At 69.6% G+C, this 21,234-nt stretch carries 22 protein-coding genes; 6 read left to right on the plus strand and 16 right to left on the minus strand.

The genetic code is table 11. The features are described 5' to 3' along the window. Nucleotides 1-32 precede the first annotated feature (32 nt). A complete protein-coding gene (locus tag AC6JA9_RS24505) occupies nucleotides 33-2,000 on the minus strand; it encodes an ABC-F family ATP-binding cassette domain-containing protein (RefSeq protein WP_223747266.1) in 1,968 nt (655 codons plus the stop codon). Between the two features lie 255 nt (nucleotides 2,001-2,255). Here AC6JA9_RS24505 and AC6JA9_RS24510 point away from each other — a divergent pair, with 255 nt between their 5' ends. Beyond that, a complete protein-coding gene (locus tag AC6JA9_RS24510) occupies nucleotides 2,256-3,824 on the plus strand; it encodes a serine/threonine protein kinase (RefSeq protein ID WP_497960748.1) in 1,569 nt (522 codons plus the stop codon). A 56-nt stretch (nucleotides 3,825-3,880) separates the two neighbouring features. On the opposite strand, the gene AC6JA9_RS24515 is transcribed toward AC6JA9_RS24510, so the two are convergent. Beyond that, on the minus strand, nucleotides 3,881-4,624 hold the full coding sequence (locus AC6JA9_RS24515) for an SIR2 family NAD-dependent protein deacylase (protein WP_267700661.1): 744 nt from the start codon (nucleotides 4,622-4,624) through the stop codon (nucleotides 3,881-3,883). A gap of 102 nt (nucleotides 4,625-4,726) precedes the next feature. Here AC6JA9_RS24515 and AC6JA9_RS24520 point away from each other — a divergent pair, with 102 nt between their 5' ends. After that, a complete protein-coding gene (locus AC6JA9_RS24520) occupies nucleotides 4,727-5,212 on the plus strand; it encodes a GAF domain-containing protein (protein WP_141327440.1) in 486 nt (161 codons plus the stop codon). 25 nt (nucleotides 5,213-5,237) lie between these two features. Here the strand turns inward: AC6JA9_RS24520 and AC6JA9_RS24525 are convergent, their stop codons facing one another. After that, nucleotides 5,238-6,149 (minus strand): pseudouridine-5'-phosphate glycosidase, encoded by a 912-nt coding sequence (locus AC6JA9_RS24525; protein ID WP_408890146.1) that lies wholly within the window; start codon nucleotides 6,147-6,149, stop codon nucleotides 5,238-5,240. 101 nt (nucleotides 6,150-6,250) lie between these two features. Here AC6JA9_RS24525 and AC6JA9_RS24530 point away from each other — a divergent pair, with 101 nt between their 5' ends. After that, nucleotides 6,251-7,159, plus strand: coding sequence for a DMT family transporter (locus tag AC6JA9_RS24530; protein WP_223747262.1), 909 nt, complete (start codon nucleotides 6,251-6,253; stop codon nucleotides 7,157-7,159). Nucleotides 7,160-7,420: 261 nt separating this feature from the next. Here AC6JA9_RS24530 and AC6JA9_RS24535 read toward each other — a convergent pair whose 3' ends face one another. From AC6JA9_RS24535 to AC6JA9_RS24545, 3 genes are read right to left on the minus strand one after another with little or no spacing between them, the layout of a single operon-like run. After that, the gene (locus AC6JA9_RS24535) at nucleotides 7,421-9,136 is read right to left on the minus strand and encodes an FHA domain-containing protein (RefSeq protein WP_497957937.1); all 1,716 of its coding nucleotides are present in this window, start codon (nucleotides 9,134-9,136) and stop codon (nucleotides 7,421-7,423) included. A gap of 54 nt (nucleotides 9,137-9,190) precedes the next feature. Beyond that, nucleotides 9,191-10,363 carry a DUF2314 domain-containing protein gene (locus tag AC6JA9_RS24540; RefSeq protein WP_223747260.1) on the minus strand — a complete coding sequence of 391 codons (1,173 nt, stop codon included), beginning with the start codon at nucleotides 10,361-10,363 and terminating at the stop codon, nucleotides 9,191-9,193. After that, nucleotides 10,363-10,977, minus strand: coding sequence for a deoxynucleoside kinase (locus tag AC6JA9_RS24545; protein ID WP_046714277.1), 615 nt, complete (start codon nucleotides 10,975-10,977; stop codon nucleotides 10,363-10,365). Before AC6JA9_RS24545 ends, AC6JA9_RS24540 begins: the two co-directional genes overlap by 1 nt. A 237-nt stretch (nucleotides 10,978-11,214) precedes the next feature. Here AC6JA9_RS24545 and AC6JA9_RS24550 point away from each other — a divergent pair, with 237 nt between their 5' ends. Genes AC6JA9_RS24550 through AC6JA9_RS24560 form a run of 3 tightly spaced genes read left to right on the plus strand, consistent with a single transcriptional unit; the run spans nucleotide 11,215 to nucleotide 14,099 of the window. Then, the gene (locus tag AC6JA9_RS24550) at nucleotides 11,215-12,003 is read left to right on the plus strand and encodes a lysophospholipid acyltransferase family protein (RefSeq protein WP_248543401.1); all 789 of its coding nucleotides are present in this window, start codon (nucleotides 11,215-11,217) and stop codon (nucleotides 12,001-12,003) included. Nucleotides 12,004-12,019: 16 nt separating this feature from the next. After that, nucleotides 12,020-13,402 (plus strand): tetratricopeptide repeat protein, encoded by a 1,383-nt coding sequence (locus AC6JA9_RS24555; protein ID WP_497960750.1) that lies wholly within the window; start codon nucleotides 12,020-12,022, stop codon nucleotides 13,400-13,402. A gap of 37 nt (nucleotides 13,403-13,439) precedes the next feature. Further along, on the plus strand, nucleotides 13,440-14,099 hold the full coding sequence (locus tag AC6JA9_RS24560) for a hypothetical protein (RefSeq protein WP_223747258.1): 660 nt from the start codon (nucleotides 13,440-13,442) through the stop codon (nucleotides 14,097-14,099). A 92-nt stretch (nucleotides 14,100-14,191) separates the two neighbouring features. Here the strand turns inward: AC6JA9_RS24560 and rplQ are convergent, their stop codons facing one another. The 10 genes from rplQ to secY form a co-directional block, all read right to left on the minus strand. Continuing rightward, nucleotides 14,192-14,611, minus strand: coding sequence for a 50S ribosomal protein L17 (rplQ, locus tag AC6JA9_RS24565; RefSeq protein ID WP_046714281.1), 420 nt, complete (start codon nucleotides 14,609-14,611; stop codon nucleotides 14,192-14,194). Nucleotides 14,612-14,802: 191 nt separating this feature from the next. Then, a complete protein-coding gene (locus AC6JA9_RS24570) occupies nucleotides 14,803-15,825 on the minus strand; it encodes a DNA-directed RNA polymerase subunit alpha (RefSeq protein WP_141327447.1) in 1,023 nt (340 codons plus the stop codon). 160 nt (nucleotides 15,826-15,985) lie between these two features. After that, on the minus strand, nucleotides 15,986-16,612 hold the full coding sequence (gene rpsD / locus AC6JA9_RS24575; RefSeq protein WP_015350163.1) for a 30S ribosomal protein S4: 627 nt from the start codon (nucleotides 16,610-16,612) through the stop codon (nucleotides 15,986-15,988). A gap of 72 nt (nucleotides 16,613-16,684) precedes the next feature. Next, a complete protein-coding gene (gene rpsK, locus AC6JA9_RS24580) occupies nucleotides 16,685-17,125 on the minus strand; it encodes a 30S ribosomal protein S11 (protein ID WP_141327448.1) in 441 nt (146 codons plus the stop codon). A 60-nt stretch (nucleotides 17,126-17,185) separates the two neighbouring features. Next, on the minus strand, nucleotides 17,186-17,569 hold the full coding sequence (gene rpsM, locus AC6JA9_RS24585; protein WP_141327449.1) for a 30S ribosomal protein S13: 384 nt from the start codon (nucleotides 17,567-17,569) through the stop codon (nucleotides 17,186-17,188). A 51-nt stretch (nucleotides 17,570-17,620) separates the two neighbouring features. Then, the gene (gene rpmJ, locus AC6JA9_RS24590; RefSeq protein WP_074951669.1) at nucleotides 17,621-17,740 is read right to left on the minus strand and encodes a 50S ribosomal protein L36; all 120 of its coding nucleotides are present in this window, start codon (nucleotides 17,738-17,740) and stop codon (nucleotides 17,621-17,623) included. A 76-nt stretch (nucleotides 17,741-17,816) separates the two neighbouring features. Continuing rightward, on the minus strand, nucleotides 17,817-18,035 hold the full coding sequence (gene infA / locus AC6JA9_RS24595; protein WP_046714285.1) for a translation initiation factor IF-1: 219 nt from the start codon (nucleotides 18,033-18,035) through the stop codon (nucleotides 17,817-17,819). Between the two features lie 151 nt (nucleotides 18,036-18,186). After that, on the minus strand, nucleotides 18,187-18,945 hold the full coding sequence (gene map, locus AC6JA9_RS24600; RefSeq protein WP_497957938.1) for a type I methionyl aminopeptidase: 759 nt from the start codon (nucleotides 18,943-18,945) through the stop codon (nucleotides 18,187-18,189). A 97-nt stretch (nucleotides 18,946-19,042) separates the two neighbouring features. Next, complete coding sequence (locus tag AC6JA9_RS24605) at nucleotides 19,043-19,696, minus strand: adenylate kinase (RefSeq protein WP_074951662.1); 654 nt, start codon at nucleotides 19,694-19,696, stop codon at nucleotides 19,043-19,045. A 162-nt stretch (nucleotides 19,697-19,858) separates the two neighbouring features. Next, nucleotides 19,859-21,205: a preprotein translocase subunit SecY gene (gene secY / locus AC6JA9_RS24610; protein WP_046718097.1), complete on the minus strand. Its 1,347-nt coding sequence runs from the start codon at nucleotides 21,203-21,205 to the stop codon at nucleotides 19,859-19,861. Nucleotides 21,206-21,234 lie beyond the last annotated feature (29 nt).

Here is a 21,234-nt window from a genome sequence, read left to right on the forward strand (position 1 = left end):
GCCCGCGCGCGGACCCGCGTTTCACGGACGGCTCAGCCCAACGACGCCGTCGCCTCCGCCAGCTTCTCCTGCGCCGCCTCCCAGCGCGCGTAGAGGTCCTCCAGCGACTCCTTGCCCGCGCGGTGCGCATCCATCAGCGGCTTGGCGCGCGCGAAGTCGTTGTAGAGCACGGGGTCCGCGAGCTGCGCCTCGCGCTCCTTCTGCTCCGCCTCCACCTTGGCGATCTGCTCTTCGAGCTTCGCGATCTCCTTCTTGAGCGGCCCCTCGACCACGCTGCGACGCTGGCGCGCCTCGGCCTCCAGTCGCTTGCGGTCCTTCTCCGAAACGGGCCCGGAGGACACCTTCTCCCCTCCGCGTGACGCGCCAGCCGCCGCGGCCTCCGCCTCCAGTCGCTGCTGCTCCTGGTGGTACAGGTAGTCGTCCAGGTTGCCCGGGTGCGGGGTCAGCTTGCCCTCCGCCACCTCCCAGACGTGCGACGACAGCCCGTTGATGAAGCTGCGGTTGTGGCTGACGAACAGCAGCGTGCCGCCGTAGCCCTTGAGCGCTTCAATCAGCATCTCGGACGAGTCCAGGTCCAGGTGGTTGGTGGGCTCGTCCATCAAGAGGAAGTTGGAGGGGACCAGCAGCAGCTTGGCCAGCGCCACGCGTGCGCGCTCACCACCGCTGAGCACGCCGATGGGCTTGTCCACGTCGTCACCGCTGAAGAGGAACGCGCCCAGCACGCCGCGCACGTAGCTCTCCGGCTTGTCCGCCGCCAGGGGCCGCACCTCCTCGATGATGGTGTTCTGCCGGTCGAGCTTGTCCGCGTGGTGCTGCGCGTAATAGCCCACCACCACGTTGTGCCCGAGCGTCACCGTGCCCGTGTCCGGCGCCAGCTCCCCCGCCACCATCTTCAGGAGCGTCGTCTTGCCCGCGCCGTTGGCGCCCACCACGGCGATGCGCTGCCCGCGCTCCACCCGGCCCGTGAGGCCGTCGTACACCGTCTGCGCGCCGTACTTCTTGGTGATGCGCTCCAGCGTCACCACGTCCCGACCGCTCCGGTCCACCTCCGGGAAGCGGAAGCGCATCGTCGAGCGCTCCTCCAGGACGTGCACCTTCTCCAGCTTCTCCAGCATCTTCGCGCGGCTCTGCGCCTGCTTCGCCTTGGTGGCCTTGGCGCCGAAGCGGTCGATGAAGCCCTGCAGCTCCGCGCGCCGCGCCTCGACCTTCTCGGCGCGAGCCTTCAGGAGCTCCTTCTCCTCCGCGCGCAGGCGCTTGTAGTCGTCGTAGTTGCCCGCGTACTCGCGCACGCCCTCCAGCTCCAGCGACACCACCCGGTCGATCTGCCGGTTGAGGAAGTCGCGGTCGTGGGAGATGAGCACCAGCGCCTTGTTCGAGCGGCGCAGGAAGCCGTCGAACCAGGCCAGCGTGGGCACGTCCAGGTGGTTGGTGGGCTCGTCGAGGAGCAGCAAGTCGGGGTCCTGGAGCAGCAGGCCCGCCAGCGCCGCGCGCATCCGCCAGCCGCCCGACAGCGCCGACGTGGGCTTGGCCAGGTCCAGGTCCCTGAAGCCCAGGCCCTTGAGGATGCGCTCGGCGTGGTGCTTCCCGAAGCGGTTCTCGAAGTCGTCCAGCTCCGCGTGCAGGTCCGCCAGGGACTGGGCCAGCTCGAGCTGCTCCTCCTCGTCGGTGGCCGCCGCGAGCGCCTCCTCGGTGTCCTTCAGGCGCACCTCCAGCGAGTCGCGCCCGGGGACGGTGCTCATCACCGCCTCCACCACCGTGCCCTCCGGCAGGCCGGCGATCTCCTGGGGCAGATACCCCCACCGCGCGCGGCGCCGGTACGTCAAGGTCCCCGAGTCCGGCTGGAGCACCCCCGCGAGAATCTTCATCAGGGTGCTCTTCCCCGTCCCGTTGGCCCCCACGAGGCCTACACGGTCCTTGGGGCCGAGGGTGAAGTTGTCGCTGTCGAAGAGGACCTTCTTCCCATAGGAGAGGCTGAGGTCCTGGGCGATGACGAGGCTCATGGCGGGCGGGGATGTAACAGCCTCCGGCGCCTCGGGAAATGGCGCAGATGCCTGCCCGGAGGCCCTGCGGCCCAACGCCCCCTTTCCGGACCCGCCCGGGGCCTGCCTATACTCCGGCCCCACATGGCTGCCCCCTGTCCCCATTGCGGAAGCACCGACGGCGTCGACCACCTCTGCGCAGGCCAGAGCCTCCAGCTCATCGGCCAGGTGCTCGATGGCCGCTACAAGATTGAGAGCGTGCTCGGCCAGGGCGGCATGGGCATGGTGTTCCGCGCCACTCAGACGTCGGTGCAGCGCCCCGTCGCCGTCAAGACGCTCAACCCGTCGCTCGCCGCCGCGCCCCAGTTCTTCGAGCGCTTCCGCCGCGAGGCGGAGATCGCCAGCCGCCTGCGCCACCCGAACGTCATCACCATCTTCGACTTCGGCCGCGCCCCCGACGGCACCTGCTACTACGTGATGGAGCTGCTCCAGGGCGAGAGCCTCAAGGAGGTCGTCAAGCGAGAGGGGCCCATGTCCCTGCGCCGCGCGACGAGCCTCCTGGAGCAGGCCACCCAGGGTCTCGCGCACGCGCACGCCGAGGGCTGCGTCCACCGCGACCTGAAGCCCCACAACATCATGGTGCAGGACCTGGGCGGGCGGGACTTCGTCAAGGTGCTGGACTTCGGTCTGGTCAAGGCGCTCGAGGCCGAGGAGGAGGAGCAGCTCACCTCCACCGGCCAGGTGCTGGGCACGCCCCAGTACATGCCGCCGGAGCAGGCCGGCGGTGAGTCCGTGGACCAGCGCTCGGACCTGTACTCGATGGCGGGCGTGCTCTACTTCTGCCTCACGGGCAGCTCGCCGTTCGGCGCGAACACCGTGCGCAAGGCGCTCACCGCGTCGCTCACGCAGCAGGTGCCCGCCGTCAACACCAAGCGCCAGGGCGCCCCCGTCCCGCCCGCGCTGGACGCGTTCTTCCGCAAGGCGCTCGCGCCCGAGAAGGACGACCGCTACCAGAACGCGCAGGAGTTCATCGACGCGATGATGGACTCGGTCGCGGACGCGACGCCCGAGCAGTTCGACGCGATGCCCAGCGGCGGCTCCTCCTCCGGCGTCAACGAGCGCGGCAGCGGCAGCCGGGCCAGCAGCCGCGCCGGACGTCCCTCCGCGGGCAGCGGCAGTGGCGTGCGGTCTCGCGCCGGCGGCGCACCGGGCCGGGGCTCCACGCCGTCCAACGTCGTCGTGGCCCGCAGCCAGACGGGAGTGCCTGGAGGCAGCGGCTCATCTCCCAGCCGCGTCCGCCAGGGCCCGCCTCGCCCCGCGCCGGTCCAGGCCCCGCCTCCCGAGCCCCCCGCGCCGGAGGGCATGTCCACGGGCAAGAAGGCGGCCCTCGTGGTGGTGCCGCTGCTGCTGCTCGGCATCGCCGCCGCGGTGGTCATCGGAGGCCAGGGCGGCTCCAAGACGCCCCCCACGCAGGTCGTCGAGGTCCCGAGAGATCGTCCCACGAGCCCTCCGCCGACGACGGCGAACACGCCGCCCACGCAGGCCGCGGCGCAGTCCATCCGGGTGAAGTTCAACTCGTCGCCGGCGGGCGCCGCCATCTTCGAGGGTGAGGAGCAGATCGGCACCACGCCCATCGAGCTGATGCTCCCGCGCGACAAGTCGCACCAGCTCACCTTCCGGCTGGCGAACCACAAGTCGGAGGAGCGCTCGCTCAACTTCAGCCGCGTCGCGGGAGACAGCCAGACGGTGGACGTGTCGCTGGAGCCCATCCGCGCCGCCACGCCGCCCAAGCCGCGCCCCACCCGGCCGACCAACTCCGGGCAGGAGATCAACGTCTTCGAGTGAGTCGTGGCCCGGGCTCCCCGTCACCTCACGGGGAGCCGCGCCGCACGACGAGGGCCTCAGACGAGCCGGCCCAGCTTCGGCAGCACCTCACCGCTCTTGCCCTGGACGAAGTGCTCGAAGCTGGAGGCGTTCTCCGACGCATCCAGGTTCACGAGCCACGTCTCTCCGCCCGCGGCCCGCACGTTGTCCACCATGCCCGCCGCGGGATACACGGCGCCGGACGTGCCGGCCGCGAGGAAGACGAGGCGCCCGCCCGAGCGCATCGCCTTCACCGCGAAGGACTCGATGCGGGTGAGGTCGTCGGGGTCCAGCTGCTCCCCGAACCAGACGATGTGGGGCCGGAGCAGGGCTCCGCACTCCTTGCAGCCGGGCACGGTGCCGGACGCGTACACGGTGGTGTCCGGGAAGGGCGCGCGCGTGCAGTCGGGGTTGCTGCAGCGGGTGGTGAAGAGGTTGCCGTGCATCTCCACCACGCGCTGGCTGCCGGCGCGGCGGTGCAGGCCGTCCACGTTCTGCGTGGCCAGGAGGAAGCGGTCTCCCAGGTGGCGCTCCCAGGCGACCAGGGCGTCGTGGCCCGGGTTCGGCGAGACGTCGGCCGCTCCGGCCCGGCGCTGAGAGTAAAAGCGCCACACCCGCAGCGGGTCCTTCGCGAAGCCCCGGGGTGAAGCCACCTCCGTCACGGGCTGGTCCTCCCACAACCCGTTCATTCCTCGGAAGGTCGGCACTCCGCTCTCGGCGGAGACACCGGCGCCGGTGAGGACGAGCAGCCAGGTATTGGAATCAAGAAGGAGCGTTTCCATGGAGCCTCCTGCACGACATGGGATTCAGGTTATGAAGCGGGACGTTGACCGCCCCCGGGGCTGACTCGTGGGTGCGCAAGCCCTTGGCTCGAGGAGCCCATCATGGCGGAAATCACGCTGAACCTGACCGCGGTTCCCAAGGCGCAGGCGTACGAGGAGCTTCAGCAGCATGTGAAGGCCGCGCTCGCGGGTATCGACGACCCCATCGCCGGCATGGCGACGATGAGCTGCCTCATCCACCACGCCTTCGGCCACCTGTGGACGGGCTTCTACCGGGTGGTGACGCCGGGCAAGCTGCTGCGCGTGGGCCCCTACCAGGGCACGCTGGGGTGCCTGGAGATCAAGTTCGGCAAGGGCGTGTGTGGCACGGCCGCGGAGAAGGGTGAGACGCAGGTGGTGGCGGACGTGCACGCCTTCCCGGGGCACATCGCCTGTGACGCGCGCTCCGCGTCGGAGATCGTCGTGCCCGTGTACGGGAAGAACCGCGAGCTCATCGCCGTGCTGGACATCGACTCCGCGAGCAAGTCCACCTTCGACGAGGTGGACCGCCGCGAGCTCGAGACGATGATGCGCTGGTTCCAGGAGTAGACGACGCGGGCCCGGGCGCGCGGGCTCAGTCCCCGCGCGCGTAGGCCACGGCGAGCTGTCCGGCGAAGCGGGCGTTGTTGGCGAGCAGCGCGAGGTTGGCCTTGAGCGTCTTGCCTCCCGTGCGATTGCCCAGCTCGCGCAGCAGGAACGGCGTCACGTCCTTGCCACGGATGCCCTGACGCTCCGCCTCCGCCAGCGTGGAGGCGATCTGCAGCTCCACCTCGTGCTTGGGCAGCGCCGTCTCCTCCGGCGGCGGCACGGTGTAGAGCACCCCTCCCTGCCCCAGCGTCTCGAAGCGAGCGCGAGCGATGCGCGCGGCCGTCGCCACGTCCCCCACGCTGTGCTCCAGCTGGATGCCGGACTCGCGGCTGTGGAAGGACGGGAGCTCGCGCGTTCCCACGCCGATGACGGGCACACCCGCGGTCTCCAGCAGCTCCATCGTCTTGGGCAGGTCCAGCACGGACTTGGCGCCCGCGCACACCACGGCCACGGGGAAGCGCGCCAGCGCGGCGATGTCCTGCGAGATGTCCCAGTGCTCGGAGGCGCCCCGATGGACGCCGCCGATGCCGCCCGTGGAGAAGACGCGGATGCCGGCCGCGGCGGCCAGCTCGCACGTGGCGCTGACGGTGGTGCCGCCCGTGGCGCGCGTGGCCACGGCGATGGCCAGGTCACGAGAGCCGAGCTTCAGCAGCTTCTCCTTGCCCTCGGCGAGCCGACGCAGCTGCGCGTCCTCCAGGCCGATGCACACCTGACCATCGACCACGGCGGTCGCGGCGGGCACGGCGCCCGCGCGGCGGATGGCCTCTTCACAGGCGCGAGCGGCGGCGAGGTTGTCCGGATAGGGAAGCCCCTGAGCCACCACACTCGTCTCGAGCGCGACCACAGGCTGGCGCGAGTCGAGGGCGCGACGCACCTCGTCCGAAAAGCGTAGGTCCATGACGCGCGGTTAAGCCATGGCTGTCGTTGGGGCACAAGCCAGGCGCGCGCGGAAACGTCGGCTTGCACGCGGGAGTGCCGGGCCTTATTCCCTCGCGCGCCGTGTCCACGACTGTCGCCAGCGCTCCCGCCGCGCCGCCTCGCACCTTCTCCGCGAACGACGTGGCCATCCTGTGTGTCGTCGTTGTCTGGGGCACCAACTACACGGTGGTGAAGGAGGCGCTGGGAACGATTCCGCCGCTCGCCTTCATGGCGGTGCGCTTCGCCATCGCCTCGGTGGCCATGGCCGCGCTGCTGCTCGTGGTGGAGGGCTGGAAGCCGCTGAGCCGGCCGGTGTTCCTCAAGCTCGCGGCGCTGGGGCTGGTGGGAAACACGCTGTACCAGCTGTGCTTCATCCTGGGCCTGGCGAACACCACGGCGGCGAACAGCGGGCTGCTGACGGCGGTGACGCCGGTGCTGGTGGCGGCGTTGGGCGCGGTGCTGGGCGTGGAGCGTCCAGGCCGTCCGCTGGTGATGGGCATGTCGCTGGCGGTGGTGGGGATGGTGCTGGTGGTCGCCGCGCGAGGCCCGTCGCTGGGAACGGGGACGCGACTGGGCGACGGACTCATCCTGGGGGCGTGCGCGTGCTGGGCGCTCTACACGGTGGGCATCCGCTCGGTGGGCAACGAGGTGTCGGCGCTGCGCATCACCGCCATCACCATGCTGACGGGGGCGCCGGGCGTGGTGCTCGCGGGAGTGCCGGAGGTGCTCGCGCTGGACGTCGGGAGCATCGGCTTCGGGGCGTGGGCCGGCGTGGTGTACTCGGCGCTGGTGCCGCTGGTGCTCAGCTACTTCATCTGGGGCCGTACCGTGCAGCAGGTCGGCAGCGCCCGCGCGTCGCTCTACAACACGGGCGTGCCCGTGGTGGCGGCGCTCACGGCGTGGGGCGTGCGCGGCGAGCGGCCCACGTGGCTCCAGGCCCTGGGCGCGGTGCTCATCCTCGGGGGCGTGCTGCTCAGCCGCAGGAAGTGAGCGGACGACCATCACGCCCCTCGACGCATCTCCCGTTCCCTCGGCGCGACCGAGAGAGTCCCGAGGCAGCAAGGGCGCCTGCTAGAGTGAGCCGCGGAGCCTCGGCCCCAGCCACATCGCGATACCCGTGAGTCGTTGAGCGCCCCTCCACCTCGAGGCAGCACCGCGTCCGTCCTCGGCTCGCGGCCCGCTTGAGGCCCCTCGCCTTGGTTCGCGTCGAGGATTGACAGCGCGGGGCCGGAAACCAAGCCGCGCCGGCCGTCAGCGCCCGTCCTCGCCTCGCCGTCCGCGCTCCACCGACAGGCCGTACTCCTCGATCTTCTTGTCCAGCGTGGGCCGGCTGATGCCGAGCAGCGCCGCGGCCTTCACCTTCTTGCCGCCCGCCTCACGCAGCGCCTCCGCGATGGCGTCGCGCTCGAGCCTCCCGACACGGGCCTGGAGCGTCTGCGCATCACTCGCCGCCGCGCCCTGCTGCACCTCGGGCGGCAGGTGCAGCGCGCCCACGCGAGCACCGGCGTACAGCAACCCCAGCCGCTCGCCCACGAGCTCCAGCTCCCGCACGTTGTGGGGCCAGGGGTAGTCCGTCAGCAGCCGGCGGGCATCGGGCCCCAGCGTCGGCGGCTCACGGCGCACCCGACGCGAGGCCCGCGCGAGGACCCCCTCGAGCAGCGCCATCACATCCGCGCGCCGCTCCCGCAGCGCCGGCACCTCCAGCTCGAAGCCCATCAGCGCCCGGGCCAGGGCCGCGTCCACCTCGCCCTTGGAGCCCAGCGCCGCCACCGGCGCCAACGACGTGACGAGCAGCCGCACGTCCACGGGCTCCTCGCCGCCCTGCCGCGCGGGGGCCGTCCTCCGGGCCAGCAGCCGCACCAGTCGCTCCGCCGTGGCGCGAGGCAGCGCCTCGACGTGCTGGAGCAGCAGCGAGCCCCGGTCCGCGCGCAGCAACGCGGACGCCACCGGAGGCTGTCCCGGCGCGCTGGCGCGGCCGAACAGGGCCTCCTCCACGGCGGCCTGTGGCAGACGACAGTCCACCGTCACCAGGGGCTCCAGCGCGCGCGGAGAGCGGGCATGGATGACTTGAGCCAGCAGCGTCTTGCCCGTGCCCGGCTCGCCATGCAGCACCACTGGCGCTGCGCTGTTGGCGGCCCGTCGCGCCGCATCCGCGAGCGCGCGCAGCGGCCTGGACGTGCCAAGCAGCAAGGGCACCGGCGCCTCCGCCTCCACCCGCGAGCGCACCGCCGTATACGCCTCGCCCCCCAACCGCCCCAGCGCGGCGAGCAGCTGTCCCTCTCCACCGGTGAACGACGAGTCCGCCCGCGTCGCATAGAGCACGCCGAACGGCATGCCCCCCGAGGCCACCAGCGGCGCGCACATCTCCGTCTCCGCCTGCACCATCTCCTTGCGGTCCAGCGCCACCTGCGCGAGCGAGCGGGGCACCGCCACCGCGTCCGCGCCCGACACCGCCGCGGTGAGCAGGCCCGTGTTGCTCCCGAGCAGCGCCGCCGCCCGGTCCGCGCTGAGCGCGCGCGCCGTCTCGTCCGCCAGCCTGCGCAGCACCATGGCCTCGCTGGTGGCGCCCAGGAGCGCGGTGCCCGCCGAGTACAGCGCCGCCGCCGCGCCGACGTGAGGCAGCACCTCCTCGATGGGCACATGCCCTGGTGACGTCGGCCCGCCCTCCACCAGCGTCACCGGCGCCGGCTCGAAGACGGCCATCGTGGAGCCCACGCGGACGCGGTCTCCCGGCTGCAGCACCACCTGCCCGCTGATGCGAGCGCCGTTGACGAGTGTCCCGTTGCGCGAGTCCAGGTCCGTCAGCCGGACCTGCCCCTCGTGCACGGTGAGCTGGGCATGCTTGCGCGACACCTGGTCATCCCGCAGGGGGATTTCACAGGACGGGCTGCGGCCGATGGCCATGTCCGAGAGCACCTCGTAATGGCGCCCCGCGGACGGGCCGGTGAGCAGCAGGAGTGCGGGCATGCGGCGCGCGAGCCTAGCGCCCTGGACGACGCGGGCAAGCGGAGCCGCGTCGCACTACATCGGTCGTTCCGCGTTGAGCAGGGCCCGGATCTCGGACTCGTCCAGGGCCCGGCCCTCGCGGCTGAGCGCCAGCGCGTTGACCTGGGTCTCTTCGACCTCCACGTGGGCGCCCTTGCGCCACTCCGTGGTGTGCACCGCGCCATCCACCAGCTTGCCCACGAGGCTGCCGTCGTCCCGGGCCATCAGCTCCAGCCACAGGTTCTCCACCACCTTGTTCCCATCCGGGTGGGTGTCGAACGGCGCCCGCACGAGGAAGGTGAGCGGCTCCATCAGCCCCCGGCGCTGGAAGCGCGCCAGGAACGCCGGCAGCAGCGCCTGGGCCTCGCGGCGCATGGACTCCGTCTGCTCCTCCGGCTCCTGCGAGAAGCGCTCCCGGTAGGGTGCCAACAGCTGGGACGTGTTGTGCCGCCCCAGGGGTGACACCACCGTGAGGAACAGCCCCTCATGCCCCTCGAAGGTCTCCAGCGGCACGCCGAGCAGGTTCGCCCGGGCCTCCTCCGACGGCACCACCATGAAAGCCTGGCCCTCGCTGGTGCCCACCTGCGAGCGCAAGGCCGGCCCCTGCCCGAAGGCCAGGTCCGTGCACAGCTCGTGCAGGAAGCTCTCCGCCGGCAGCAGGTCCTGCTCCGCCAGGTGGAAGATCTCCAAATCCCTCGCCCCGAACTTCTCCATCCCGTGCGAGTGCACCCACAGCGGGGTGTCACCCTCGGTCACCTCCACCGCGTGCAGGTGGACGTGGTCCCGGATGTCGAAGTCCAGCTCGGTGATCTCCACCACGTCCTCGGGCTCGTGCAGCTTGTAGGCCGCCAGGTCCACCAGGACGCCGGGCACGTGCTCCAGCAGCGTGCGCACCGCCCAGAGCGCCTCGAACACCGGCAGCGTGGGCTGCGCCCCACCGGGCTCCAGGGACAGGTGGTAGTACGCGCGCGCCTTGCCCAGCCTGGCGAAGGCCTCCGGACTGCCGCTATAGGCCGCCTTGTTGAACTTCGGCAGCTCCTGGGGGCCCACGGTCAGCCGGACCCGCACCTCCGAGCTGTCCGCCCGGAGCACGAACCCCTGCGCATCCTCGTCCGGGGTGAACTCCACCTCATCGGTCGCGAACGAGGCCCGCAGGGCATCCAACGGCACGGGCCCTTCCTGCTCGGTCGCCAGGAGGTAGACCTCCATCACAGGTGCTTCTCGATTTGCTGAAAGAGGTCCACGCGGTCCACCAGGTTGGTCAGGTAGTCGAGCTTGTCGGTGGCCAGCACCAGCACTGGAGACAACCGGTAGGCACCGAACCATTCCTCATACAGGGCATTGAGGCGCTGGAGGTAGCGGGTGGGGATGTCCTTCTCCATGGACCTGCCGCGCAGGCGGATGCGCGCCTTGAGCGTCGGGACCGGGCAGCGCAGGTAGATCATCAAGTCGGGGGGCCGCAGCGACTCGGAGATGGTCTCGTACAGCTCGCAGTACGTCTTCCAGTCCCGCTTGTCGATGAGCCGCTGGCGGTGGAGGTTCTTCGCGAAGATCTCCGCGTCCTCGTAGAGGGTGCGGTCCTGCAACACGGTGCCCGACGTGCGCTCCAACTCCCGGTGGAGGCGGAACTTGTGCGTGAGGAAGAAGAGCTGTGAGCGGAAAGCCCACGTCTTCATGTCCTTGTAGAAGTCCGCGAGATAGGGGTTCTGGTCATTGGGCTCGAAGGACGGAGTCAGCCCGTACTTCCGGCACAAGAAGGACGTGAGCTCCGTCTTCCCGGCGCCGATGTTGCCCGCGATGGCGATGAACTTTTTCCTGGCCAAGCCACCCCTGCTTGTAACCCCGGCGAGCGGAGCACACCAGCAACAAGGTACGGAAGGCTCGTGGTAGAAGAAGTGCATGCCCCCGCCCTCACCGTCCCGCCACGTCCCGGGAGCCGCCACCACCCAGGGTGCGGCCGCCCGTCTGGACGTTCGGGACAGGACATCTCGCGGCGGGACTGCCCTCGGGTCCAGGCCTCTGCCTGGGCGTCGAGCCGGCCCCGAGGAGGGGGCCGAGGGATGCGCAAGCTTTTCTGCATGTTGACCGCTGGAGTCTGGACGCTCGTCTGCTTTCCCCTGACCCTCGTCGCGATGCTCGTCACGCTGCGCTCCTCGAGCGCGCTGTGGGTCGTCCGCGAGCTGTGGTCCCCGGTGCTCCTGTGGGCCGGTGGCGCGAGGCTGGAGGTCTCCGGCCAGGAGAACGTGGACCCCAAGCGCCCCACCATCTACGTGGGCAACCACCAGTCCACCATCGACATCCCGGCCCACTTCATGGCGGTGCCGGTGCCCTTCCGCTTCGTGGCCAAGGATCAGCTCAAGTGGGTGCCGCTCATCGGCTGGTACCTGGCGCTGGGCGGCCACGTCTTCATCAACCGCTCCAACCGCGCCAAGGCCATCAGCTCCCTGGAGGCGGCCGCGGCGAAGATTCGCGGCGGCACCAGCATCTTCCTGTACCCGGAGGGCACCCGCTCCTCGGATGGCCGCGTGCTGCCCTTCAAGAAGGGCCCCTTCGCGCTCGCGCTCAAGGCCCGCGTCCCCATCTGCCCCGTCACCATCGAGGGCTCCGGGGACCTCATGCCCAAGGACAGCTGGAACATCACCCCCGGCCCCATCCGCGTGAGGGTGGGCAAGCCCATCGACACCACGGGCTTCGCGGAGAATGATCGCGAGGGCCTGGCCCGGGCCGTGCGCGAGGCCATCATCGCGGACAACCTGGCGATGGGCGGCAAGGGCGGCGACCGCGAGGACGCCATCGCCTCCGCCGGACACGAGGGCGTCGGCTCCGCCCACGCCTCCCCCACTCCCTGAGACACGCTCCGTGACGATGACTCCCGCCTTCCGCTTCCGCCCCTGGGCTCGCGCCGCCGTGCTGGGTCTGGGACTGCTCGCCGCTGGCTGCGGCCACACCTCCGCCACGAAGACGGGCGCCGCGGCCCCCACCGACGAGCGCTCCCGCGCGCGGGCCTACCTGGAGGAGAACCAGCCCCAGAAGGCCCTCGGGATTCTCGCGGACCTGCATGCCCGCTCCCCCGAGGACCTGGATGTCGCGCGCACGTTGACGGAAGCCCAGGTGAAGGCGGGCCGCGCGGACGCGTGGATCCAGGAGCTGCAGGGGCGCATCGCCACGGGTGAGCGCGCCGTGGACCAGTACATGCTGGGCCTGGCCCTGTTCTCCCGCGCGAGGGACGCCGGCGCCCCCGCCGTGGCCGCCTTCGAGCGCGCCATCGCCCTCGCCCCGGACACGGCCGAGTACCACTACCGCCTGGGCGTCGCCCGCCTCGAGTCCGAGCAGTACCCCGCCGCCGTGGAGCCGCTGCGCCGCGCGGCCCTGCTCGCGCCGGAGCGCACCGCGTGGCGCCTGCCGCTGGCCAAGGCGCTGCATCGCACCGGGGACTCCCCGGGCGCGGTGGAGGCGCTCGGCGTCGTGGTGCGAGGCCGCCCCTCGGCCGCGGACGTGGCCACGGCGCGCGCGCTGATGGAGCAGATCAGCGACCCCTTCGGAGGCATCCCCAAGGCCGCCGAGGCCAAGCTGGAAGAGGGCCTGCGCTACCTCAACGACCTGGACGCCCCGCAGCACGCCATCCTCGCCTTCGAGGAGGTGCTGCACGACTACCCGGACCTGGCGGTGCTCCACTCGCTGCTGGGCCTGGCCTATCAGCGCCTGGACGACGCGGGCCGCGCGGTGGACGAGTTCAAGCAGGCCATCGAGCGCGCCCCGCGCGACGGGAAGAACCACCTGTACCTGGGCGAGCTCTACGCGACCCGCCAGCGCCCCGACGCGGCGCGCGGCTCGTTCGAGAAGGCCGTCGCGCTGCACCCTCTCCTGGACGCGGCGTGGTTCCGCCTGGGAGACCTGCACCTGGAGCGGCGGGATTTGCCCGCGGCGCGCGAGGCGTTCACCGTCGCGGTGTCGCTCACGCCCGACTCCCTCCCCGCGCGCGGCAAGCTCGCCCTCGTGTACCAGCTCGAGGGGGACTACCCCGCCGCCGAGCGCGAGCTGCGCCACGTGGTCGAAAAGGACCCGGAGAACGTCGAGTTCACGCTGCGATTGGGGCTGCTCTTCACCGAGCAGACGCTGAAGTCCACGCGCCCGCAGGTGCGCAAGGCGGCGGCCGAGGAGGCGGAGCGCTGGCTCTCCAAGGTGCTGGAAGCGCAGCCGGAGAACGCAATGGCTTCGCGCGCGCTGCAAAGCCTCAAGGGCCAGTAGCCACCGACGGGCCCGGCCCTCTACACTTCGAGTTCCGATGAGCGAAGGTCGCAAGTCTCCGAGCACGGCCGCCCCCACGGGCTCCCAGCCGCGCACTCCGACGAATCCGGGCATGCCGCGCACGCCGACGAGCCCCGGCATGCGTGTGATGTCCGCCGCGCGCACCGCGCCGCTGGAGAAGTCGAAGCAGGATGGGCCGTTGGGCAAGCGGCTCGCGGGCGAGGCCTCCAATCAGGCCCTCAACGCGCTCTCCGTCCTCAAGGAGTTCGCGGCGGACTTCAGCAACCGCGACAGGTTCTTCAAGTACAAGGCCTCCATCGTCGCCGGGTGGCTGGTGATGACGGCGGCGAGCTTCGCCATCGCCTGCCCTGGCAGCTCCGTGCAGACGGGTGACATGGACGCGCGCCTGGTGCTCAGCGACAAGCTGGACCGCCCGTCCATCACCATCTGGAACGAGAGCAAGGAGGAGTGGAAGGACGTCACCCTCATCGTCAACGGCCAGTACCGCGCGGCGGTGGCGTCCGTGGGCGCGGGGGAGTTCATGACAATCACCCCCAAGCAGCTCATGGGCACCAGCGGCGCGGCCCCCGCGGACCTGCGCTTCGAGACGCTGGAGATGCGCAGCCACGACGACAGCGCGAACCTCACCGAGGACCTGCGCAACGAGTGGAAGCGCCTGCTGAGCCCCAAGAAGTAGCCCCGCAAAAGCGAAGGGCGCCCTCCCCAGCGGGAAGAGCGCCCTCGCGTTGCCACCGGCCCCTCCTCGCGAAGGGGCGCGGCTGGCGGCCGTTACTCGGCCTTGGTCTCCTCGGTGGACGCAGGAGCCTCGGCGGCGGGCGCGGCCTTCTTCTCGGGCCGATCCACCAGCTCCAGCAGGGCCATCTCCGCGGCGTCACCCCGGCGGAAGCCGAGACGAACGATGCGGGTGTAGCCGCCGGGGCGGTTGGCGTAGCGGTCCTTGTACTCGCTGAAGACCTTCTTCAGCACGTCACGGTCCTTCACGGTCCGGGCCGCCAGGCGCACGTTGGAGAGCCCACCACGCTTACCCAGCGTGATGATGCGCTCCGCCAGCTTCCGGGCCTCCTTGGCCTTGGGAAGCGTGGTGCGGATGGCCTGGTGCTCGAGCAGCGAGGTGACCATGTTGTTCAGCATCGCGAGCCGGTGGCTCGTGGTGCGGTGCAGCTTCCTCTGTCCTACCCTGTGACGCATCGTCGTGCTCCGGGCCCCCGTGGGGACCCACCACTCCGGCCGTATCAGGTACCGGGTGGGAAGGGTGGACCCGACACGAGGCCCACCACTGCTCGTCGAACCCGGAGGACTTCACCGGGCTCCTTCCCGCCGCGCGCCGCCTGCCGCCATGTCGCGGGCGCGCGGGGAAAGTACCACGTACCGCGAAAGACCTAGGCCTTGGGCGCCGCGGGAGCCGGGGCCTGCTTCGGCGGCCAGTTCTCCAGCTTCATGCCCAGCGACAGGCCCATCTCCGCCAGGATCTCCTTGATCTCCTTGAGCGACTTGCGGCCGAAGTTCTTCGTCTTGAGCATCTCGGCCTCGGTGCGCTGCACCAGGTCGCCGATGGTCTTGATGTTCGCCTGCTGCAGGCAGTTGGCCGAGCGAACCGACAGCTCCAGCTCGTCCACCGAGCGGAACAGGTTCTCGTTGAGCTTCGCCTCCTCCTTCGGCGCCTCGGCGATGACCGGCTCCTCGGTCTCATCGAAGTTCACGAAGACGGTCAGCTGCTCCTTGATGATCTTCGCCGCGTACGCCACCGCGTCCTGCGGCGACACCGAGCCGTCCGTCCAGACCTCGAGCGACAGCTTGTCGAAGTCGGTGACCTGACCGACGCGGGCGTTGGTGACCTGGTAGTTCACCTTGCGCGTGGGCGAGAACAGCGAGTCGATGGGGATGGTGCCGATGGGCGAGCCCGCCACCTTGTTCGAGTTGGCCGGCACGTAGCCACGGCCCCGGCGGCACGTCAGCTCCATGCGGAGCTTGCCACCCTCGGAGATGGTGCAGATGTGGTGGCCCGGGTTGAGGATCTCCACGTCGGCGTCGGCGATGATGTCACCCGCCTTGACCTCCTTGGGGCCCTCCGCCTCGATGCGCAGCGTCTTCGTCTCGTTCGTGTGCATCCGAAGGAGGACTTCCTTCAGGTTCAGCACGACGTCCGTGACGTCCTCCGACACCTCGGGGATGGTGGTGAACTCGTGGTCCACGCCCTCGATCTTCACGGACGTGATCGCCGCGCCCTGCAGCGACGACAGGAGCACCCGGCGCAGCGAGTTGCCCAGCGTCGTGCCAAAGCCGCGCTCGAGCGGCTCCGCGACGAACTTGCCGTAGGTGGGCGTCAGGCTGTCCTGGTCCACTTCCATCCGGCGCGGCTTGATGAGGTCACGCCAGTTCTTCGCAACGAACGTATCTGCCATGGTGTACGGCTCCTGAAGACGTGCGCCACCACCGACTTACCCACCAGCACGGCGGGAGGATGGACACGTAGGGGACTGCGATAAAGCACGACGCCCCGGCCTCGTCGGCCAGGGCGCTGGGTTCCACTTCCAGGCGCCAGATTGCGCCTGGCGTGGACGATTACTTCGAGTACAGCTCGACGATGAGCTGCTCCTGGATGGGCATGGTCAGGTCCTCGCGGTTGGGGACCGTGCGAACCGTGCCCTTGAACGCCTTCTTGTCCAGGTCGATCCACTGCGGAACGCCACGGCGGTCCACCGTCTCCAGCGCCTCGGAGATGCGGAGCACCTTGCGGCTCTTCTCCACCACCTCGACGGCCGTGCCCGGCTTGATGGAGAACGAGGGGATGTTGACCTTGCGGCCGTTCACCTGGAAGTGGCCGTGACGCACCAGCTGGCGCGCCTCGTTGCGCGTGTCCGCGAAGCCCATGCGGAACACCACGTTGTCCAGGCGGAGCTCCAGCTGCTGCAGGAGGTTCTCACCCGTCTTGCCCTTGGCGGCGGACGCGCGGTGGTAGTAGCCGCGGAACTGGTTCTCCAGCAGGCCGTACATGCGCTTGACCTTCTGCTTCTCGCGCAGCTGCACGCCGTAACCAGAGAACTTCACGCGGCCCTGGCCGTGCTGGCCGGGGGGATACGGGCGGCGCTCGATGGCACACTTGTCCGTGTAGCAGCGGTCGCCCTTCAGGTACATCTTGAGGTTTTCGCGCCGGCAGATACGGCAAGCGCTCGCGGTATAACGGGCCATGGTCTTGTCCTTGGAGATGATCTGGAGCCGCCCCGGCGCGCGTGAGCACGCGGGGCGACCCGGACGAAGGGTTTAGACGCGACGACGCTTGGGCTGACGGCACCCGTTGTGCGGGATGGGCGTCACGTCGCGGATGAGGTTGATCTTCAGGCCAGCGGCGGCCAGCGCGCGCAGCGCCGACTCACGACCCGCGCCCGGCCCCTTCACGAACACGGACACGTTCTTCAGACCGTGCTCCATCGCCTTCGCGGCGGCGTCGCCGGCGGCCACCTGGGCGGCGAACGGGGTGGACTTGCGGCTTCCCTTGAAGCCACGCGCCCCGGCCGAGGACCAGGAGATCACGTTCCCGGACACGTCCGTGATCGTGATGATGGTGTTGTTGAACGTGGACTGGATGTGGACCACGCCGTTGAGGATGCTCTTCTTGCCCTTGCGCTTGGACTTCTTCGCGGCCGGGGCCTCGCCCTCGGCACCCGTGGGCGCCGCAGCCGAAGTATTGGTCTCGTCAGCCATGTGAGTTGCTGCTCCTGAGAGGTGATCGACGCCAGCGCCTCATGGCGCCGGCGCTGCGGTTTACCGAGCCGGAGCCGCCGGCTTCGCCCGGACGATGCCACGCTTCGGACCCTTGCGGGTGCGCGCGTTGGTGTGGGTGCGCTGGCCGCGGACGGGCAGACCCTTGCGGTGACGCAGGCCCCGGTAGCAGCCCAGGTCCATCAGGCGCTTGATGTTCATCGTCACTTCACGCCGGAGGTCACCCTCGACCTTGTAGCTGGCCTCGATGATCTCGCGGATCTTTCGAGCCTGGTCCTCGGTGAGGTCCTTGGTCCGGGTGGTGGGGTCGATACCCGCCGCCGCGATGATGTCTTGCGCGGACTTGTTGCCGATCCCGTAGATGTACTGGAGCGAGATCACGGCGCGCTTGTTGGGCGGCAGGTCGATGCCGGCGATACGAGCCATCTTCGGTCTTCCTTCTGGAGTGGAGTTGGTCTGAAGCCAACAGCCTTGCGGCTATCGGCCCTGGCGCTGCTTGTGCCGGGGGTTGGAGGCGCAAATCACGCGCACGATACCCTTGCGGCGGACAACCTTGCACTTGTCGCAGATCTTCTTGACGGACGCCCGAACCTTCATGGAGCGAACTTCCTTCCTTCGAACAGAGAAAAGCCAGCGGGCCACCCACCCCTACATCAGCGGGCCGCCCTTTTCGTTACTTCGCCCGGTACGTGATCCGTCCACGCGTCAGGTCGTACGGAGACAGCTCGACCTTCACCTTGTCACCGGGAAGGATTCGGATGAAGTGCATCCTCATCTTGCCCGAGATGTGCGCGAGCACCCTGTGGCCGTTGTCCAGCTCCACACGGAACATCGCGTTGGGGAGGGGCTCCATCACCGTCCCCTCGACTTCGATGGAATCATCCTTCGGCAAGCGTCAAACCTCTTCCCGGACCACGAACCTCTTGGAAGCGCGGCGGAGTAGCACTTTGGTCCGCAAGTGGCAAGCGTCCCGCGCAGCAAAACTCGGATTCCTACCAACCCACCGTAACAAGGACCTATTTCACCCGCAGTCCCGACCGTCCTCAACGCCCTCGGGTGAGCACCTCGGGCCCCCCATCCGTGATGAGGATGGTGTGCTCGAAGTGGGCGGACAACTTCCGGTCCGCCGTCACCGCCGTCCAGTCGTCTTCCAGGATCTCGATGTCCGAGGTCCCGGCGTTCACCATCGGCTCCACCGCGAGCACCATGCCCGCGCGCAGCTTCATCCCCGCCCCTGCCTGCCCGTAGTTGGGCACGTGTGGGTGCTCGTGGAGCTTGCGGCCAATCCCGTGGCCCGTGAAATCCCGGACCACGGAGAACCCCCGCGCCTCCACGTGCCGCTGGACGGCGTGGCCAATATCCCCCAGCCGGTTGCCCGGCTTCATGGCCTGGATGGCCTTCTGGAGCGATTCCCGGGTGGTCTCCACCAGGGACCGCGCCTCCGGGGCCACCTTCCCCACCGGCACCGTCCGCGCCGAGTCCCCGAACCACCCCCGGTACGACACCCCGAAGTCGAGCTTCATCAGGTCGCCTTCGACCAGCTTCCGCTTCCGGCTGGGGATGCCGTGCACCACCTCGTCGTTGATGGAGGCGCAGAGCACACACGGGAAGCCGAGGTAGCCCTTGAAGGCTGGCCTGGCGCCCCGCTCCGCGGTCATCTTCTCCGCGAGCGCGTCCAGCTCCCAGGTGGTGATGCCCGGCGCCACGGCCTGCTCGAGCGCATCCAGGACGTCGGCCACGATGCGGCCGGCCTCGCGCATGAGCGCGATCTCCTCCCGGGATTTGATCTCCACCTGGCTCATCGGAGTCCCGCGCCAACCTCACCTGCACGGGACACGGGTGGCCAGCGACTCGAGGCACCGCAAGCCCCCGAGCTCCGCTCGCCAGCCCGTCCGTCCATCAGGCCTTGCTCCGACCCGCGGCGGCCTTGATCTCCTCGTAGATGCCCTCCGGAGAGCCCACGCCGTCCACGCTCTTGAGCACGCCCTTCTTCTCGTAGAAGTTCTTCAGGGGCTTGGTCTCGGCGTCGTACTTCTGGAGGCGCTTCTCGATGACCTCCGGCATGTCGTCCGGCCGCTGCACCAGGCCCTCGCCACACTTGTCGCAGAAGCCCGTGCGCTTCGGCGGGCTCGTCTCCACGTGGTAGACGCTGCCGTCCTTCGGACACACGCGCCGTCCCGAGCCACGCTTCACCAGCGTCTCGTGCGGCACCTCGAGCGACACGACGGCGTCGAGCTTCTTGCCCAGCCGCTCCAGCATCCTGTCCAGCGCGTCCGCCTGGCCCGGAGTGCGAGGGAAACCGTCCAGGACGAAGCCCTGAGCGACATCCGCCTCCTTCAGGCGCTCCTCGACGATTCCAATCACGACCTCGTCCGGCACGTACTGGCCCGCCGCCATCAGCGGCCCCGCGACCTTCCCCAGCTCCGTCTTCTCCGCCACAGCCTTGCGGAGGATGTCACCGGTGGAGATCTGCGGGATGTGGAAGTCGGCGAAGAGCTTCTTCGCCTGGGTACCCTTCCCCGCGTTCGGCGGTCCCAACAGGATCAGGTTCATGTGCTCCTCTCAGCTCCCAAGGAAGGCACGGAAGTCGTCAGCCACGAAACTTTCACGCGCCCCCCATGTGCACCACCGAATAACTCGAATGACTGCGCCCCGGAACGACGAGGCGCCCCTCCCCACGACGAGGAGAGGCGCCCGTGACGTTGTCGCCGTGACTCAGGCCGCCACGCGCACCCGGCCGCGGATGCGGGGACCGCGCGGACCCGCGAAGCCCTCGTAGTTGCGGCTGATGAGGTGACCCTCGATCTGCTGCACCGTGTCCAGGGCCACGCCCACGACGATCAACAGCGCCGTGCCGCCGAACGTGAAGCGCACGTTGAGCAGACCGCTGATGACCGACGGAATCACGCAGATGACCGCCAGGTAGATGGCGCCGCCGAACGTGAGCCGGTTCAGCACCCGCTCGATGAACTCCGCCGTCTGCCGGCCCGGGCGGATGCCCGGGATGTAGCCGCCCTGCTTCTTGATGTTGTCCGCCACGTCATCCGGACGGAAGGTCAGCGCCGTGTAGAAGTAGGCGAAGAAGATGACCATCAGCACGAACAGCCCGTTGTAGATCCACAGGTTGCCTTCGATGGCCCGCTGCACGTCCTGGAGGAACGGGAACCACGTGCCCAGCGTCGCCGGGAACGACAGCACCGCGCCCGCGAAGATGGGCGGGATGACGCCGGCCGTGTTGACCTTCATCGGGAAGTACGTGGCCTGTCCCGCGAACATCCGCCGCCCCGCCATGCGCTTGGCGTACTGGATGGGGATGCGGCGCATGCCGCGCTCCACGTAGACCACCACCGCGATGATGAGGAGCATGAACACCAGCAGCGCCAGGACCTCGGCGACCGCGATGACCTCCTGCCGCGTCAGGTCCAGCAGCGTGCTGGCGCCGGGGAGCACACCCGCCACGATGCCCGCGAAGATGATGAGCGAGATGCCGTTGCCGATGCCGCGCTCGGTGATGCGCTCACCCAGCCACATGATGAAGGCCGTGCCCGCCGTCAGGCTGACCACCGTCATGAAGGTGAACCAGACGCTGTCGTCCGGCACCACCACCTGGTTGAAGCCGCTCTGCCCCGCGTCCGAGCGCCCCAGCGACGCCAGCCAGCGGGAGATGCCGATGCCCTGGATGACGGAGAGGACGATGGTGCCGTAGCGCGTGTACTGGTTGATCTTCTGCCGGCCCGCCGCCCCCTCCTTCTGCAGGCGCTCCAGGCTGGGGATGACCACCGCCAGGAGTTGCATGATGATGGAGGCGCTGACGTAGGGCATGATGCCCAATCCGAAGATGGACATCTGTTCCAGCGCGCCGCCGGAGAAGAGGTTGAACAGCGAGACCAGCCCGCCCGATTGCTTCTGGGCGTCCATGAAGGCGTTCATCGCGGCCCGGTCCACGCCGGGCGTGTTGATGAAGATGCCGATGCGGTAGACGGCCAGCAGGGCTAGCGTGTACGCGAGCCGGCTGCGCAGCTCCGCGATGCGGAAGACGTTGGCGAAGGCATTGAGAGCCACGGGGTAGCCATCCTCTTCGTGAGGGTTCT

This window comes from Myxococcus sp. MH1 (assembly GCF_059738865.1).

Coding starts and splice junctions, on each gene's coding strand:
- rpsK (WP_141327448.1), bottom strand. CDS start 17,125: ATGGCTGACGAGACCAATACTTCGGCTGCGGCGCCCACGGGTGCCGAG.
- AC6JA9_RS24540 (WP_223747260.1), bottom strand. CDS start 10,363: ATGGAGGTCTACCTCCTGGCGACCGAGCAGGAAGGGCCCGTGCCGTTG.
- AC6JA9_RS24505 (WP_223747266.1), bottom strand. CDS start 2,000: ATGAGCCTCGTCATCGCCCAGGACCTCAGCCTCTCCTATGGGAAGAAG.
- rpsD (WP_015350163.1), bottom strand. CDS start 16,612: ATGGCCCGTTATACCGCGAGCGCTTGCCGTATCTGCCGGCGCGAAAAC.
- AC6JA9_RS24520 (WP_141327440.1), top strand. CDS start 4,727: ATGGCGGAAATCACGCTGAACCTGACCGCGGTTCCCAAGGCGCAGGCG.
- AC6JA9_RS24550 (WP_248543401.1), top strand. CDS start 11,215: ATGCGCAAGCTTTTCTGCATGTTGACCGCTGGAGTCTGGACGCTCGTC.
- rpsM (WP_141327449.1), bottom strand. CDS start 17,569: ATGGCTCGTATCGCCGGCATCGACCTGCCGCCCAACAAGCGCGCCGTG.
- rplQ (WP_046714281.1), bottom strand. CDS start 14,611: ATGCGTCACAGGGTAGGACAGAGGAAGCTGCACCGCACCACGAGCCAC.
- rpmJ (WP_074951669.1), bottom strand. CDS start 17,740: ATGAAGGTTCGGGCGTCCGTCAAGAAGATCTGCGACAAGTGCAAGGTT.
- AC6JA9_RS24525 (WP_408890146.1), bottom strand. CDS start 6,149: ATGGACCTACGCTTTTCGGACGAGGTGCGTCGCGCCCTCGACTCGCGC.
- AC6JA9_RS24535 (WP_497957937.1), bottom strand. CDS start 9,136: ATGCCCGCACTCCTGCTGCTCACCGGCCCGTCCGCGGGGCGCCATTAC.
- AC6JA9_RS24515 (WP_267700661.1), bottom strand. CDS start 4,624: ATGGAAACGCTCCTTCTTGATTCCAATACCTGGCTGCTCGTCCTCACC.
- AC6JA9_RS24510 (WP_497960748.1), top strand. CDS start 2,256: ATGGGCATGGTGTTCCGCGCCACTCAGACGTCGGTGCAGCGCCCCGTC.
- AC6JA9_RS24555 (WP_497960750.1), top strand. CDS start 12,020: ATGACTCCCGCCTTCCGCTTCCGCCCCTGGGCTCGCGCCGCCGTGCTG.
- AC6JA9_RS24605 (WP_074951662.1), bottom strand. CDS start 19,696: ATGAACCTGATCCTGTTGGGACCGCCGAACGCGGGGAAGGGTACCCAG.
- AC6JA9_RS24560 (WP_223747258.1), top strand. CDS start 13,440: ATGAGCGAAGGTCGCAAGTCTCCGAGCACGGCCGCCCCCACGGGCTCC.
- AC6JA9_RS24570 (WP_141327447.1), bottom strand. CDS start 15,825: ATGGCAGATACGTTCGTTGCGAAGAACTGGCGTGACCTCATCAAGCCG.
- map (WP_497957938.1), bottom strand. CDS start 18,945: ATGAGCCAGGTGGAGATCAAATCCCGGGAGGAGATCGCGCTCATGCGC.